This window comes from Ferranicluibacter rubi (assembly GCF_011603255.1).
GTDB classification, from domain to species: domain Bacteria; phylum Pseudomonadota; class Alphaproteobacteria; order Rhizobiales; family Rhizobiaceae; genus Ferranicluibacter; species Ferranicluibacter rubi.
In genome coordinates this window covers 39808-53768 of the sequence record NZ_JAANCM010000013.1, presented here as the reverse complement: position 1 = coordinate 53768, position 13961 = coordinate 39808, and the positions used below count along the sequence as shown (strand labels likewise).

At 64.3% G+C, this 13961-nt stretch carries 11 protein-coding genes; 7 read left to right on the top strand and 4 right to left on the bottom strand.

Translation table 11 applies throughout. The features are described from left to right. Positions 1 to 31: 31 nt before the first annotated feature. The 5 genes from G8E10_RS21125 (at position 32) to G8E10_RS21105 (ending at position 7145) form a co-directional block, all read left to right on the top strand. On the top strand, positions 32 to 1240 hold the full coding sequence (locus tag G8E10_RS21125) for a glycosyltransferase family protein (protein WP_110801830.1): 1209 nt from the start codon (positions 32 to 34) through the stop codon (positions 1238 to 1240). A gap of 6 nt (positions 1241 to 1246) precedes the next feature. Next, on the top strand, positions 1247 to 2491 hold the full coding sequence (locus G8E10_RS21120; RefSeq protein ID WP_167130576.1) for a glycosyltransferase family 4 protein: 1245 nt from the start codon (positions 1247 to 1249) through the stop codon (positions 2489 to 2491). After that, positions 2488 to 3642: a glycosyltransferase family protein gene (locus G8E10_RS21115; protein ID WP_167130575.1), complete on the top strand. Its 1155-nt coding sequence runs from the start codon at positions 2488 to 2490 to the stop codon at positions 3640 to 3642. The genes G8E10_RS21120 and G8E10_RS21115 overlap by 4 nt, the downstream gene beginning before the upstream one ends. A gap of 148 nt (positions 3643 to 3790) precedes the next feature. Beyond that, positions 3791 to 6574 carry an ABC transporter transmembrane domain-containing protein gene (locus G8E10_RS21110; RefSeq protein ID WP_167130574.1) on the top strand — a complete coding sequence of 928 codons (2784 nt, stop codon included), beginning with the start codon at positions 3791 to 3793 and terminating at the stop codon, positions 6572 to 6574. Positions 6575 to 6683: 109 nt separating this feature from the next. Beyond that, a complete protein-coding gene (locus G8E10_RS21105) occupies positions 6684 to 7145 on the top strand; it encodes a cyclic nucleotide-binding domain-containing protein (RefSeq protein ID WP_092935006.1) in 462 nt (153 codons plus the stop codon). A 23-nt stretch (positions 7146 to 7168) separates the two neighbouring features. Here the strand turns inward: G8E10_RS21105 and G8E10_RS21100 are convergent, their stop codons facing one another. After that, positions 7169 to 8899, bottom strand: coding sequence for a metallophosphoesterase family protein (locus G8E10_RS21100; RefSeq protein WP_167130573.1), 1731 nt, complete (start codon positions 8897 to 8899; stop codon positions 7169 to 7171). A gap of 226 nt (positions 8900 to 9125) precedes the next feature. On the opposite strand from G8E10_RS21100, the gene G8E10_RS21095 reads away from it, so the two are divergent. Continuing rightward, positions 9126 to 9956, top strand: a complete 831-nt coding sequence (locus G8E10_RS21095) for an MBL fold metallo-hydrolase (RefSeq protein ID WP_167130572.1) — start codon at positions 9126 to 9128, stop codon at positions 9954 to 9956. A gap of 66 nt (positions 9957 to 10022) precedes the next feature. Here G8E10_RS21095 and G8E10_RS21090 read toward each other — a convergent pair whose 3' ends face one another. Continuing rightward, the gene (locus tag G8E10_RS21090; RefSeq protein ID WP_281517727.1) at positions 10023 to 11222 is read right to left on the bottom strand and encodes a GGDEF domain-containing protein; all 1200 of its coding nucleotides are present in this window, start codon (positions 11220 to 11222) and stop codon (positions 10023 to 10025) included. A gap of 125 nt (positions 11223 to 11347) precedes the next feature. Here G8E10_RS21090 and G8E10_RS21085 point away from each other — a divergent pair, with 125 nt between their 5' ends. After that, entirely contained in the window at positions 11348 to 12121 is a 774-nt protein-coding gene (locus tag G8E10_RS21085) for an OmpW/AlkL family protein (protein WP_167130570.1), read from the top strand. Here G8E10_RS21085 and G8E10_RS21080 read toward each other — a convergent pair. Continuing rightward, entirely contained in the window at positions 12109 to 12861 is a 753-nt protein-coding gene (locus G8E10_RS21080; protein ID WP_167130569.1) for a polysaccharide deacetylase family protein, read from the bottom strand. The genes G8E10_RS21085 and G8E10_RS21080 overlap by 13 nt on opposite strands. Beyond that, on the bottom strand, positions 12858 to 13958 hold the full coding sequence (locus G8E10_RS21075; RefSeq protein ID WP_167130568.1) for a glycosyltransferase family 4 protein: 1101 nt from the start codon (positions 13956 to 13958) through the stop codon (positions 12858 to 12860). The genes G8E10_RS21080 and G8E10_RS21075 overlap by 4 nt, the downstream gene beginning before the upstream one ends. Positions 13959 to 13961: the final 3 nt, after the last annotated feature.

The window sequence follows — 13961 nt, the reverse complement described above, 5'->3', positions numbered from 1 at the left end:
TGAAGCCTGCCCTGTACGTGGAGCCGTGCCGATGACGCGTCGCATCGAGAATGCCCGCATCCTCATGTACAGCCACGATACGTTCGGTCTCGGCCACCTGCGACGGTGCCGGGCGATCGCGCATGCGCTCGTCGAGGACTATCGCGGCCTGCAGGTCCTGATCATCTCCGGCGCGACCATCGCCGGTGCCTATGACTACCGGGCCCGCGTCGATTTCGTGAAGATTCCGAGCGTCATCAAGCTGCGCAACGGCGAATACACCTCGATGGATCGGCATATCGATCTGAACGAGACGCTGAAGATGCGCCGGTCGATCATCCGGCACACGGCGGAGACCTTCAAGCCCGACATCTTCATCGTCGACAAGGAGCCGATGGGGCTTCGCGGCGAGGTCGAGGACACGCTGTCCTACCTCAAGCATCAGGGCACGACGCTGGTGCTCGGCCTGCGCGAGGTCATGGACGCGCCGCACCTGCTCGACGCCGAGTGGAAGCGCAACGACGTGATGCGCAAGATCGGCCAGTTCTACGATACGGTCTGGGTCTACGGCCCGCCTGATTTCTACGATCCGCTGGTCGGCCTCGACGTACCGCCGCAGGTCCGCGCCCGCATGGATTTCGTCGGTTTCCTCCAGCGCAGCGTCTCGCTCGACGTCAGCTCGGAGCACAAGCCGAAGGGCGACTATATCCTCATCACCACCGGCGGCGGCGGCGATGGCTCCGACCTCATCCACGACGTGGTGGACGCCTACCGCGCCGACCCGACATTGACGCACCCCTCCTTCGTCGTGCTCGGCCCCTACATGCCGGCAAAGCAGCGCCACAAGCTGCTGTCGAAATGCGCGCTGACCCCGCACCTGACGGTGATCGAGTTCGACAACCGTATGGAAGAGCTGATCGCCAATGCCAGCGGCGTCGTCGCCATGGGCGGCTACAACACCTATTGCGAAATCCTCTCCTTCGACAAACCGGCCCTGATCGTGCCGCGCGTCGTCCCGCGCGAGGAGCAACTGATCCGTGCCCGCCGCGCCAGCGAACTCGGGCTCGTCGATATGCTGCTGCCGCAGGAGGCTGCGGACCCCAAGCGGCTGGCTGCCGCGCTTCATGCCCTGCCGCACCGCGCGCCGCCCTCCCACCATGCCAGCAACATGCATCTCGACGGCCTGAGTAATATTTCCCGGATCGTCGGCAACATGCTAGACGGGCGCGAACGCGACCATTTGAGCGTCGTCAAGGCCTGAACCGTCATGCAAAGCCGCAAGATCGTCGTCATCCTGAAGGGTTATCCGCGCCTGTCGGAAACCTTCATCGCCCAGGAACTGCTGGGTCTGGAGCAATCGGGGCTGGAGCTGTCGCTGATTTCGATGCGCCACCCGACCGACAAGAAGCGCCATCCCGTTCACGACGAGATCCGCGCGCCGGTTCTCTACCTCCCCGAATATCTGCATCACGAGCCGCTGCGCGTGCTGCGGGGCCTGTGGGCGGCGGTCCGGCGTCCCGGTTTCCGCAAGGCCCTCTCCGCCTTCCGCCGCGACCTGGCGCGCGATGTCTCGCGCAACCGGGTCCGCCGCTTCGGCCAGGCCGCCGTCCTTGCCGCGGAATGGCCGGAGGGTGGAGACTGGCTGCACGCCCACTTCATCCACACGCCCGCATCCGTCGCCGCCTATACCAGCCTTCTGACCGGCATCCCGTGGACATGCTCGGCCCATGCCAAGGACATCTGGACCTCGCCCGACTGGGAGCTGGCCGACAAGCTCGCCACCAACCGCTGGACCGTGACCTGCACCGAAACCGGCTTCCACCACCTGCGCACGCTGGCCGCCGACAAGACGACCGTGCATCTGAGCTATCACGGCCTCGATCTGGCCCGCTTCGCACCCTTCACACAAGAGCGCCGCCCGCGCGACGGCAGCGATCCCGCCGACCCCGTCGTCATTCTCAGCGTCGGCCGCGCCGTGGAGAAGAAGGGTTACGACCTGCTCCTCAAGGCCTTAGCAAGCCTGCCTGCCGATCTCGCCTGGCGCTTCGTTCATATCGGCGGCGGCACGCTCGCCAAATCCCTGAAGGGCATGGCGACCGACCTCGGCATCGCCGACCGCATCGACTGGCTGGGTGCCATGGCACAGGAAGACGTTCTGGCGCGCTATCGGGCCTCCGACATCTTCGCACTTGCCTGCCGCATCGGCGCGGATGGCGACCGCGACGGCCTGCCGAACGTGATCGTCGAGGCCTCCAGCCAGCGCCTCGTCTGCCTCTCCACCACGATCTCCGGCGTACCGGAGCTTCTGTCCGACGGGGAAAACGGCCTGCTGGTGCCGCCCGAGGACCCCGAAGCCATCGCGAACGCCCTGGAGCGCGCCATCCGCGATCCCGATCTCCGCAAGCAGCTGGGCGACGCCGCCGAACGGCGCGTCCGCAAGAATTTCGACTACCACACCAGCATCACCCAACTTCGCAATCTCTTTGAAACCGAATGGCGGACAGCCGAATGACCGATCCGGACACGAAACGCGTTCTCTTCTACGTCCAGCACCTGCTCGGCATCGGCCACCTGACCCGCGCGAGCCGCATTGCCAACGCGCTGGCCGTGCGCGGCTTCGACGTGACGGTCGTCACCGGTGGCAAGCCCGTGTCCGGCTTCCCCGGCCCGACCGTCCGCCACATCGCGCTGCCGCCCGTCGTCTCCAGCGACGAGGGCTTTTCCGCCCTGCAGGACATGGACGGCAATCCGGTCGATGACGCCTTCCGCGACATGCGTCGCGACCGGCTGCTCGCCATCCTCCACGAGATCAAGCCGCATGCCATCCTCACCGAGGCCTTCCCGTTCGGCCGGCGTCAGATGCGCTTCGAGCTTCTACCCTTCCTCGACGCCGCCCGCGCCATGCCCGAGCCGCCGAAAATCTTCGCTTCCGTGCGCGATATCCTGCAAAAGCGCCCGAAGCCGGAGCGCGACCGCGAGACGGTGGACTATATCGAGCGCTACTTCGACCGCATCCTCATCCACGGCGACCCGACCTTCGCTCGGCTGGAGGAGACCTTTCCCCATGCCGACGAGATCGCCGACAAGGTGGTCTATACCGGCCTCGTCGCCCCGCCGCAGCCCGACGCCCCGGCAGACCGTTTCGAGGTGATCGTCTCGGCCGGCGGCGGCGCTGTGGGCCGGCACGTGCTGCACGCGGTCGTGGGCGCGACGGCCATCCTCTGGCCGGAAAAGCCCTGGGCGCTGATAACAGGCCCCAACCTCGCGCAGGCCGACCACGATGCGATCGCCGCCGGCGTCGTCGGCAATGTCGAAGTCTTCCGCTTTCGCCCAGACTTCGCGAGCCTCCTTTCGGGCGCGACCCTCTCGGTGTCGCAGGCCGGCTACAACACGGTCTGCGATATTCTGCGGGCGCGCTGCCGAGCGATCGTCGTGCCGTTCACGACAGGTGGCGAAACCGAGCAGGCGGCCCGTGCCGAACGCCTGGAGCGCCTTGGCCTCGTGACAGTGCTCAGCGATTCCGACATTTCGGCCGAGCGGGTCGCCGCGGCCATCCGCTCCGGTCTCGATGCCCCGGCCTTCCAGCAAGGCGATCTCTCGATCGACCTTGAGGGCGCCGACAGGACGGCCGATATCCTGCGCGAGATGCTGTCGGACGCGTGACGGCGAAATCGCCGTTCGCACGCTTCAGGACGATGCGTTTGCGGGTGGTTTTCCTGCCATCACTGCTATAGATTCCACCGTAACGGAGGAGACAGACGAGCACCTGGTCCGCCGCGTCGTCTCCGCTTCGTCTCGATGGCAGCCCTTCATGGATATCCGCCTTACCCGTTACATCTGGACTCACACGCGCAAGCAGCAAATGTGGATCCTTATGATCGTCGCCATCTCGATGATCCCCTACTTCCTATCGTTCGACCTGCCCAAGCAGATCGTCAACGGGCCCATACAGGGCAAAGGTTTCGAGCAGCCGGGCGCGACCGAACGGTTCTTCGACATTTCCTTCTCCCTGCCCTGGATCGGCAACGTCACACTGTTCAACGGCATCGACCTGACGCGCATGGAAACGCTCTATGCACTGAGCGTCATCTTTCTCCTCCTCGTCATCATCAACGGCCTCTTCAAGCTCTACATCAACACCTACAAGGGCCGGCTCGGCGAGCGCCTGCTGCGCCGCATCCGCTTCGAACTCATCGATCGCATCCTCCGATTCCCGCCGACCCAGTTCAAGCGCATGAAGGGGGCGGAAGTCTCCTCGATGGTGAAGGACGAGGTCGAACCGCTCGGCGGCTTCACGGGCGACGCCTTCGTCTCGCCGGCTCTGCTCGGCGGACAGGCCCTGACGGCGCTTGCCTTTATCTTCATGCAGAACATGTGGCTCGGCTTCATCGCCGCCTTCATGGTCGGCATCCAGGCGACCATCATCCCGCGCATGCGCCGCCGCCTGCTGGTGCTCGGCCGCGAGCGCCAGATCACCGCGCGCGAGCTTGCCGGCCGCGTCAGCGAGATCGTTGACGGTATCAGCACCATCCACGCCTACGACACCTCGAACTACGAGCGCGCCGACGTGGCCGCGCGGCTGGGGCGGATCTACAAGATCCGCTACGATCTCTACCAGTGGAAGTTCATGGTGAAGTTCATCAACAACTTCCTCGCGCAGCTGACGCCCTTCCTGTTCTACTGCATCGGCGGTTATCTTGCCCTGCGCGGACAGCTCGACATCGGCCAGCTCGTGGCCGTCATCAGCGCCTACAAGGATCTGCCAGGGCCCCTGAAAGAGCTGATCGACTGGGACCAGCTGCGTCAGGACGTGCAGGTGAAATATGTCCAGGTGGTCGAACAGTTCACGGTCGAGCCGCTGATCGATCCGAAGATCCAGGCCATTTCCACGGGTGCCGTCGCCGTTGGCGCCGTGGCCGCCGGTGCGGGCCTTGCCGGTGCTGCGGCAGGCGGCAGCGATGGCGGAAACGATGCGTCTGGCGCCCTTGCGGCCTCCGGCCTCACCCTTGCCGATGACAGCGGCGCCCGCCTGCTGGAGCATGTCTCGGTCGAGATCAAACCCGGAGAGAAGGTGGCCATCATCGGCGGTGCCGCGAGCGGTGGCGACGTGCTGGCCGAGGCCTTCGGCCGCCTGATCTGGCCGGAGGGCGGCAAGGTGACGCTTGGCGGCGAAGACCTGCTGCACATGCCGGAATCCGTCGTCGGTCGGGCCATCACCTATGCATCGTCCGATACCTACTTCTTCTACGGTTCGCTGCGCGACAACCTGCTCTACGGCCTGAAGCACGCGCCGCTGGCGGCCGCCACCTACGAGGGCAGCCTTGCCGCCCATCGCAAATGGGAAGTGACGGAAGCCAAGCTCGCCGGAAATCCCGACTATGACGTCAATGGCGACTGGATCGACTACACTGCCGCCGGCGCGACGCAGGCCGAGGATCTCTTCCCCTCGATCCTCGCCGTGCTCGACACGGTGCAGCTATCGAAGGACATTCTCGACCTTGCGCTGCGCACCAATATCGACCCGGCGGACCGGCCCGAATTTGCGGCCAGCATCGTGGACATGCGCCAGGCGTTGCGCGAGGAGCTGGAAGAAGCCGGACTCAACGGGCTGATCGCCTATTTCGAACCCGGCGAATACAATATGGAAGCCACCGTCGGCGAGAACCTGCTGTTCGGCACGGCGACCGCCCCGAGCGTGGCCGGCCGCGCCATCGCCAAGAACCCCTATTTCCGAAAGGTCGTCTCGGAAACCGGCATCGACCGCGTGCTCTTCGACATGGGCTACCAGATCGCCGAGAACGCGGTGGAACTCTTCGCCGACCTGCCGCCGGACCACCCCTTCTTCCAGCAGCTGACCTTCATGACGGCCGACGACATCCCGGCCTACCAGTTGCTGCTTCAGAAATATGCCGGCAAGGGGCTGGAGACCGCGACGGAGGACGATCGCTACCAGATCATCCGCCTGAGCTTCAACTATGTCGAGCCCCGCCACCGCTTCGGTCTCTTGACCGAGGAACTCATGGCGCAAATCGTCGAGGTCCGCCGTCAGTTCCACGAGAACATGCCGGAAGATCTGACCCACGACATCGAGCGCTACGATCCGGAAAAATACCTCGCCTCCGCGAGCCTTATGGACAACGTGCTCTTCGGCCGTATCAGCCATAAGCACACCGACGGCTCCAAGCGCATCCGCGCCATCGTGTCGTCGCTGCTGAATTCGCAGGGCCTGATCGAGCAGGTGCTGGATATCGGTCTCGACTTCAATCTCGGCGCCGGCGGCAAGCGCCTGACGGCTGTCCAGCGCCAGAAACTGAACCTCGCCCGCGCGATTATTCGCCGCTCGGACTACTATGTCTTCAACCGCCCGCTCCCGAGCCTCGATCACCGCTTGCAGGACGAGGTCGTCCGTGACGTGATGAAGCTGCTCACACGCAACGGCGCCAATCCGGCGGTTATCTGGGTGCTGTCGAACAACGGACTGACGAAATTGTTCGAGCGTGTGCTGGTGTTTGATCGCGGCGCGCTCGTGGAGGATGACACGCACGCCAATCTGGTAAACAATGACGGTGTCTTTAAACAGTTGGTAACCGCGTGATAAGCGCGGGAACCGGAAGACTGGCAGGCACGAAAAGACTGGCAGACACCGATGCGTCGCCCGGAAGGACACGGGCGGGCAGCGCCGAACATGGGGAGTTTACAAGCTGATGTTGCTGAAGGACGAAGTGCAAATGCTGCGGCGGGTGCCGCTCTTTTCCGGTGTGGAAGCCGGCAAGCTGAAGCTGCTGGCCTTCACCTCCGACCGCGTAAGCTACGGCATCGGCGAAACGCTCTTCCACCAGGGCGATGCCGGCGATGCGGCCTATGTCGTGCTGGACGGCAAGGCAGAGATTTTGGTCGAATCCTCGACCGGCCCGATCCGCGTGGCCGAAGTCGAGCGCAATTCGATCGTCGGTGAGATCGCCATCCTCTGCGACGTCTCGCGAACGGCAACCGTGAAGACGACGACGGCAGTCGAGGCCCTGCGCATCCGCAAGGACCACTTCATCAAGCTCCTCACGGACTTTCCCGAAATCACCATCGAGATCATGCGCGTGCTGGCCGACCGCCTGAGCCACACGACGAGCGAGCTGACGGAAGCCCGCAGCCGCGTGCGCGAACTCGAATAGCTTCGATAGCAGCGGAATAGAGCTCAGCGCGCCGTGATATCGCCGGTGCGCAGGTCGATCCGGAAATCCTTCGAGGGCAACCCACTGCGGTAGGCCTCGAAGAGCGACAGCATCGCCGCAATCCCGCTTTGCGCCGAGCCATCAGGCCAAGCCTGCGCCTGATAAAGCGCCGAGAGCTTGTCGTAGAACCGCAGCCGCGGCCGTGAGACCGAAGCCAGCCCGAAATCGCTTGCCATCCGCAGGCGATACCAGTCGCCAAGGAACGCGATGGCCGACAGTGCCTCCGGACTGCCCTCCTCCGAAGCGTTCGCCTGACCACGCGCGACCGGAAGCATGGCAGCGACATCCTCCATCGGAACCGCGGGCCGCATTGCCAGCTGAGCGAGATCGCCAAGCGTGGCAGCCCGTAGCAACGCGCCGAGCGCTGCCGGCCATTCCCGCTTCAGGTGCCGCCGCCAGGCGAGATGACCTATATGGGCCGAGAGGAAGTCGCCATAGCGGGTCGCCTCGGCCATTCCCCCGGTCTTCACGCCGGTGCGCCGCACTTCGGCGGCATAGAGCGCTCCGATCGCCCCATCCATCGACATATCTCCGAGCGACACCGTCTCGATCTCGGCCGTGCCCTCACGCAGCGTCAGGATCTTGTAAGCCGGGGGAAAGCCGACGAGCGAGGGGACGGCGACGTTCACGAAGAACCCGTCCTCGCGCCGCATCTGCGCCGTGTCGTTGACGTGAAGATGTCCGCTGAAATGGAGGGGTATCCCTGCCGCGATGAACGCCTCTCCGACCGCGCCGCCGGGAATACGGCCCGATGTTGCCGTGGGCCCGAGCAGCGCGATCTCCGCCGCCCGGGTTCCATCCAGCGGATCGAGCGCGGGATAATGGGAAAAGGCAACGAGACGCTTGCCGAGACGCGCGGCCCGCGCACCGACATCGGTCATCCAGTCGATGACATGACGCTTGTACACCATCATCGCATTCCAGCCGGCAGAGGTGCTGTCGACCCAGTCGTCCGATCCATCGATCGGCACGAACACATTCGCGTCGATCATCAGCAGCCACAGCCCCTCGACCGGCTCCACCAGATAGGAGGCCTCCATCAGCGACCGTCGCGTCGCTCCGCTCGATGAGATTGCGGTGAACATCCGCTTTTCGTTATCGCCCTGGAGACCGAAAGGCGTCTCCCAGTGAAGATAGGATGGCTGCGGGAAATAGCCGTGCTCCCCGAACGGCATCAGCCCGTCGGGATAGCCGGGGCAGAACATCCCGGGCGACACCGTCACCGCGAGATCGCGCGGGATCCCCGGCGGCAGGGTGGCGCCCGAAGTGTTCACCGGATGGCTCGTCACCACCGCACTCGATCCGTCCGCTTCCAAAAACCGCTTGGTGCGATGCCGGCCGGCATCGGCGAAGATATCGTGGTTTCCGGGCAAGGCGAAGAACGCCATGCCGTGCCGCGCATTATAGTCCTTGAGGATCACGGCAACCGCCGCCGTGGTCGCAACCTGCCCGTCATCGGTATAATCGCCCAGCAGGACAACATGCCGGATGCCGCGCGACGCGACATCGTCGAGCGCCGTGCGGAAAGCCTGCAGGCTCTCGTTGAACACCCGTGTGGACCGTGCGGCCTCCGCCAGCGGCCGAACGGACAGACCGCCCGTATGGGCCGCACCGGGAAAACCGAAGTCGGTAGCGGGATCGTGAACATGAGCGTCGGCGATCACGGCGATCGGCGGAAATTCCTTGAAAGACATGACGAAGGCAACGGTTTCGAAAGCGGGATCGGATAGCGTTTCCCTGTCTCTGACACGAGAAGCGAGAAAAAGCGAATGCCCGTCTCGCTTCATGTGGACAGTTTGGATAACATGTCAAAAATACGGCCGGACACAGAAGCCGGCGGGGTCGATCCTGACCCACGCAACAGCAGAGGGACAGTGTTGGCAAGCCACCGAAAGGGGCGGGTCGAAACTGAAGCAAAGTGTGAACGACAATCTGTTTCGCGTACGTTTCTGGGGCGTTCGGGGAAGCCTGCCGGTGGCGGGGGCCGAGTTCCAGCGCTATGGCGGCCGGACCGTGTGCATCGAGATGCAATGCGGTAGCGAACGCCTGATCTTCGATGCAGGCTCGGGCCTGATGCCGGCCGGCGTCGCGCTCAAGGCCGAAGGTGTGTCCGCGTTCAACCTGTTCTTCACGCACTGTCATTACGACCACATCATCGGCCTGCCGTTCTTCCCGCCGCTCTATGACCATTCCGCCGACGTGACGCTCTGGTCGGGGCATCTCGCCGGGCGCATGTCGACGCGCCAGATGATCGGCGAATTCATGCGGCCGCCCTGGTTTCCGGTCGAGCCCGATATCTGCCGCGCGGCGCTGGACGCGCGCGATTTCCGCTCGGGCGATCTGCTCACCCCCGTCCGCGGCGTCGAGATCCGCACCGGCAGCCTCAACCATCCCGGCGGTGCCGTCGGCTACCGCGTCGAATGGGGCGGACGCGCCTGCGCGCTCATCACCGATACGGAACATCACCCCGGAACGCTCGACCCCGCCGTGCTCGAACTGATCGAAGGCTGCGACCTCTTCATCTACGACGCCATGTATGACGACGCCGAGATGGAACGGCATGTCGGCTACGGCCACTCCTCCTGGGAACAGGGCATCCGTCTTGCGAAAGCTGCCGGCGCCAAACGCGTCGCCTTCATGCATCACGCCCCGTTCCGCACCGACGACGCGCTCGATGCCGTGGAGAAACAGGCAAAGATCCTCTTCCCCGGCGCCTTTTCTGCGTTCGACGGGCAGGTCGTCGATCTCTGATCGACCCGACACAGCGAGACCGTCGATCTCTGATCGACCGGGCAAGGCCAGAGCGTCGATCTCTGATCAGCCAGCAGCTTCTGCCACAAGATCCTGCATCGCGGTGCTGACGCAAACCCGGTTGCGCCCGGTGCGCTTGGCCTTGTAGAGCGCGGCGTCGGCGATGTGGATCGCCTGTTCCAGCAGCGGCTCCTCACCCCCGAAGGGCGCGACGCCGATGCTGGTGGTCACCGTGACCTTCGTGCCGTCGACGTCGAACGGCCGTTCCTCGATCGTCCGGCAGAGCAGCTCGGCAAGATGCGTGGCATCCTCCAGCGACGCACCGTGAAGGACGGCGACGAACTCCTCGCCACCCCAGCGGGCAAGCACATCCTGCTGGCGCTTGACGACGACGGGCAGTCGCTCGGCAAACTGTTGCAGCACGCGATCGCCATAGGCATGGCCGTAACGGTCGTTGATCGATTTGAAGTGGTCGATATCCGCGATCAGCACCGCCATCGGCCGCTGCAGCCGCTGCCCGACGCCGATAATCGCCAGCGCGCGCTCCTGCAGCCCACGGCGATTGGCAAGGCCTGTCAGCGGGTCCGTGGTCGCGGCGATCTGCATCTGGCGCTGCGCCTCCTCGAGCGTCATGGCCACCAGCCCCACATAGATGAGGACGCTGACGGTCTGGTCGATGAACACGGAGAGGTAGATGTTGCGACTGCTTGGGCCGAGGCCTTCATAACCGAAGAGATGGCCGACGATCAGCGAGAGGATCGTTCCCACGAGAGCAACGGCATAGAAGGCGAGCGACGAGCTGATCAGGATCTGGGATGGCAGGCGCTTCTGCCGGCGCCCCTTGAGGAAGCTCGAGGATGCGGTGATGAGGATGTAGACGAGCGTGCTCATGGTCAACGCCAGCACGTAACTTGGGGAAAGGCCGATGCTCGCGGCCGTCCAGTAGGTCAGCCCCGGCGCGATCCACGTCGCGACGAACTTGACGCGATCGAGCGGCAAGTCGAAGAACGACTTCGCCCCCGCCTCCACCGACACGATGCTCAGACCGACGACGAAGTAGACCAGAGCGCCTTTTTCCGCGCTGAAGTTCGGATAGCCGGCGTCCTGGTAGGTCAGCCAGATGCCAAGCGCGGAACAGAGGATGCTCAGCGTCCAGAACCGGTAAGCGTTCGTCGCACCCGGGCGAAAACTGTAGAGCAGGAAGACGAGAAGAAACCCCGCACGTGCCGTTACGCTCGAGACGAGCAGCGTCTGCACGTCTACCATAAACACCCCTTCATTTCCGGGAAAAGCCCCCAGAATCCTTCCGTCAAAACACGCGCTATCATGTATGATCGATAGAGCTTAAATAGAATAATAGATATTAGATCAATGCGTGATTTGGAACTGCAATGACGACGATGGGCAGGCTCTACGAACAGGACAACCGAGTTCTTTCACCACCATCGGGAGACGACAGACAGGTAGCATTCCACACCATCCACTTCGGGATCATTCTGTCTGGAATCATCGGCTTTCTGGCTCCGGGACAATCTGCGTCGGCTCAGGATGCCGCACTCGACACAGCCGGAAACCATGAGACGAGCGCCGCTCCCATATCCGGTCTCGGTGCCGGCGATCTTTTGATACGGGCCCGTATCTCCGGCGTGTTGCCCTACGATCTGCACTCGCGCATCGACCTGATCGGCGGCACGATCGAGGTTCCGCGCCTGGTGCTGCCGGATCTGGATGTCAGCTATTTCCTCACCGACCACATCGCCATCACGGGCCAGGCCGGCGCGCTGAAGACGCGGTTCAAGATCCGCGACAGCCTCTATGGCGATATCGACGTCGGCTCCATCTGGGCGCTGCCGCTGGCGCTATCGGCGGATTATCACCTGCTGCCGGACGCCCGCATCAACCCCTATATCGGTCTCGGCGCGGTTGCGACGTGGTACAAGGGCGCAAAGCCTGCGAGCCCCCTTGTCAAGGACTTCAGCGTGGAACGCCAGATCTCGCCGATGATCCGCGCCGGCATGGATGTGCAGATAACCGAGACATGGCTTGCCAACACCGAAATGCGGCTGGTCCTGCCACCCACGCAGGTCCTGACCAATTCCGGCGTCACGGCGCGCACGGACGTGAAAAGCCTCTCGCTCGGTTTCGGCGTCAGCTACCGTTTCTGATCGACAGCCATCTCTTCGACAAGCTCGGCAAGCCCCACCCAGCGGCAGGCAGGATGCGCGGTCGTCGCGTCGAACAGATCGCCAAGAAACGCCCACACGGCCTCATCATGAACGAGATGATGCGTGAGCAGGCCGATGCTGCCGCCGCTTTCCAGGCAGACGGTCAGCCGTGCGGCGATCTCGCGCCACAACGCGTCCCGGTCGCGGCAGCCGCGCGTGCCGTGCCAGTCCATCACGTCGACATGCGTGTTGATCATCGGCAGCACGGCGGGCTTCTCCGGCCCATAAACCGAGAAGGCCCGGAAGCCCAGGCCGGAGAGACGGGGCAGAAGGCCCGGATCGATCCGGTTCCACGGCGGCACCAGCACCGGCTGGAACCGGTCGCCATGCAGGTCTGCAAGCTTGGTAAAACCCGCCGAAAGCTCCCCGAGAACGACATCCGCAGGACGATCGGCTCCGAGTTCCCGCTTTTTGGACGTTTCCAGCGCATGATTGGCATGCCGCCAGCCGTGCACCGTCACGCTGACATGGCGCGCGCGCGTCAACCGCTCGGCAAGCGCCTCGCCCGTCGGCTCCGGTATGACGGCGAGCGTCAATGGAACATCATTAGCCTCCGTCAGCTCCAGCAGACGATCGAGGGCCGGCGTCGGCTCGATGGCGTCATCGTCGCGCAGCCAGAAGCGGGCGACACGTCCCCCCTCCTGAAAGCGATCGAGGACGGTGGTGATATCGGTGTTCATGACCGCGGCTCCCGCTTCACCTGCACATGCCGGTCGAGAATATCGCCGAGCCGGGACGCGGCGGGCGCAAGTCCACGCTCCGTCCCCGCAAACAATCGAGCCTCCGCTCCCATGGCCTGTCGTCGCGTCTCATCCTTGAGAAAGCCGGCAATGGCCTCCGCATAGGCCTCGACATCGCCCGGCGGCGTCAGCACGCCCGTGCGCCCATGCACCACCACTTCGGGAACGCCTGCAATGGCCTGCGCCACCACGGGCAGACCCGCCGCCTGTGCTTCCAGATAGGCAAGCCCGTAGGCCTCGCCGCAGCCGGGCCAGACATAAAGCGCGGAAGTCGACAACAGCGCCGCCACTTCTTGCGCACTTCGCTCTCCGCACCACACGACCCGGCCGGACCCGAGCGGCGCGAACAGGGCCTCCACCTCGGAACGCGCCTTGCCATCGCCCACGATCGACAACGTGAAGGGTAGATGCAGCAGGCGCGACAGCGCGTCAGCCAGCATCCGGTAACTGTCCATCTTATCGCCCGGACGCATCATCGCCACGGTCACGAGACGGCCGGGATGCGGCGCGGGATCGCGGGCGAGGAAAAGAGCAGGATCGATGAACGGCTGCAAGCGCTCGACGCGCGCATGCGGCGCACCGTCGAGAATGCCGACCTTGTCCCGCTCGGTCATGCAGATATTGACCGACGCCGCCGTCAGCGTTTCCAAAAGCGCCGCCTGCGCCGCCGCCCAACCATCCTTGTCGCGCCGCGCCGAATAGGAGGCCTCGACCGTGACGTAACCGATGCCGTAAGCGCGCGAGAGTGACGGCCCAAGGAGGTCCGGCGCCTTGTAATAGGGATGATAACAGAACCAGCAATCGGGCACGCCGTGCGCTTGCCAGTCCGCCGCGATGCGATCACGCTCGGCAGCGGCCACCGCCTCGAGATCGTTGATCTCCGCCGGCGTGCGCGTGAAGCTGCGCAATTCCGAGACGAGCGCGACCTGATGGCCGGCAAGCTCGAGCGCCTGCATCATCAGCCGCGACATCAGCCGGTCGCCCGAGGGTACCGGGTGACGGGGAGACTTGAGGGGAGCGTAGAATGCGATCTTCATGCG

Coding starts and splice junctions, on each gene's coding strand:
- G8E10_RS21125 (WP_110801830.1), top strand. CDS start 32: ATGACGCGTCGCATCGAGAATGCCCGCATCCTCATGTACAGCCACGAT.
- G8E10_RS21120 (WP_167130576.1), top strand. CDS start 1,247: ATGCAAAGCCGCAAGATCGTCGTCATCCTGAAGGGTTATCCGCGCCTG.
- G8E10_RS21115 (WP_167130575.1), top strand. CDS start 2,488: ATGACCGATCCGGACACGAAACGCGTTCTCTTCTACGTCCAGCACCTG.
- G8E10_RS21110 (WP_167130574.1), top strand. CDS start 3,791: ATGGATATCCGCCTTACCCGTTACATCTGGACTCACACGCGCAAGCAG.
- G8E10_RS21105 (WP_092935006.1), top strand. CDS start 6,684: ATGTTGCTGAAGGACGAAGTGCAAATGCTGCGGCGGGTGCCGCTCTTT.
- G8E10_RS21100 (WP_167130573.1), bottom strand. CDS start 8,899: ATGTCTTTCAAGGAATTTCCGCCGATCGCCGTGATCGCCGACGCTCAT.
- G8E10_RS21090 (WP_281517727.1), bottom strand. CDS start 11,222: ATGGTAGACGTGCAGACGCTGCTCGTCTCGAGCGTAACGGCACGTGCG.
- G8E10_RS21085 (WP_167130570.1), top strand. CDS start 11,348: ATGACGACGATGGGCAGGCTCTACGAACAGGACAACCGAGTTCTTTCA.
- G8E10_RS21080 (WP_167130569.1), bottom strand. CDS start 12,861: ATGAACACCGATATCACCACCGTCCTCGATCGCTTTCAGGAGGGGGGA.
- G8E10_RS21075 (WP_167130568.1), bottom strand. CDS start 13,958: ATGAAGATCGCATTCTACGCTCCCCTCAAGTCTCCCCGTCACCCGGTA.